This is a genomic window from Vibrio makurazakiensis, assembly GCF_050337375.1.
GTDB lineage: Bacteria > Pseudomonadota > Gammaproteobacteria > Enterobacterales > Vibrionaceae > Vibrio > Vibrio makurazakiensis.
In genome coordinates this window covers 1-922 of sequence record NZ_JAKJSW010000464.1, presented here as the reverse complement: position 1 = coordinate 922, position 922 = coordinate 1, and the positions used below count along the sequence as shown (strand labels likewise).

Genomic DNA, 922 nt, shown 5'->3' with positions numbered 1-922 from the left:
AATAAGCACCCAGTTCAAGAATATGTTCGATAGAATGCCGATGCCGCTAAAGAAAGTACTGACACCCGGCTTATGCATTGCTCGTAAACCCACAGCCATACTACTAACACACGAAACGGCAAACATACTGAATGATGTAATGACTATGTACTCGACACCCAGTTCAATCACCTCAACAGAGTCTGTCGTTAACGCCATAATTTGGTGCGGAAACAATATAAAGAACACGACGGTTAAAGCAGCAAAAAACATCGAGACCAGCCACGTAAGAGCAGTGCTTTCCCTAACACCTTGTTTATCACCTGCCCCCCAAAACTGAGCCGTTAATAATGCCCCGCCCGTTGTCACACCAACAAGCATAATAGTCGTCACAAACATCGCTCGGCTCGCAACACCTACAGCTGCAATATCAGCTTCACCAAGTTGGCCTAACATCAATACATCCACAAGACCACGACTTGAAAACATAATACTTTGCAAAGTAATAGGTAGAGCAATAGCAATGAGCCGGCGAATAAAATCGCCACGGGTGTGATGCAATATATTTGAAAGCAGCATTCTGAGATCACCTCATTGGAAGACATTGATGAATAAAGAAAAATTAGCAGCTATTATATCAGGGGTTAGTTTTTAACCATACAAAGGAATAGAGTCTAAATGAAAAAAGTTTTGGTATTGGGTGCGTCTGGATATGTAGGGTCTCAGCTTCTTCCTTTGCTCCTTGAACAAGGTTATCAAGTTACTGCAGCTGCAAGGCATATTGACTATTTAAAAGCGCGAACAGAACCCCACCCCAACCTAACCCTAACTTATTTAGACTTAGCTGACGCGACGGCAACCAAAGCACTAATACCCGAGTTCGAACTGATCTTTTTCCTTGTGCATGGGATGGCACACGGACATGACTTTCTCGACTATGAGG

2 protein-coding genes are annotated in these 922 nt (G+C 43.4%); one reads left to right on the top strand and one right to left on the bottom strand.

Features of this window, described 5'->3' with window-relative positions:
• On the bottom strand, positions 1-558 hold a 558-nt coding region (locus L4C33_RS22495; RefSeq protein WP_428814588.1), incomplete at its 3' end, for an MATE family efflux transporter.
• Between the two features lie 99 nt (positions 559-657).
• Here L4C33_RS22495 and L4C33_RS22490 point away from each other — a divergent pair.
• A partial coding sequence (locus tag L4C33_RS22490; protein ID WP_428814587.1) for an NAD-dependent epimerase/dehydratase family protein occupies positions 658-922 on the top strand: 265 nt, incomplete at its 3' end.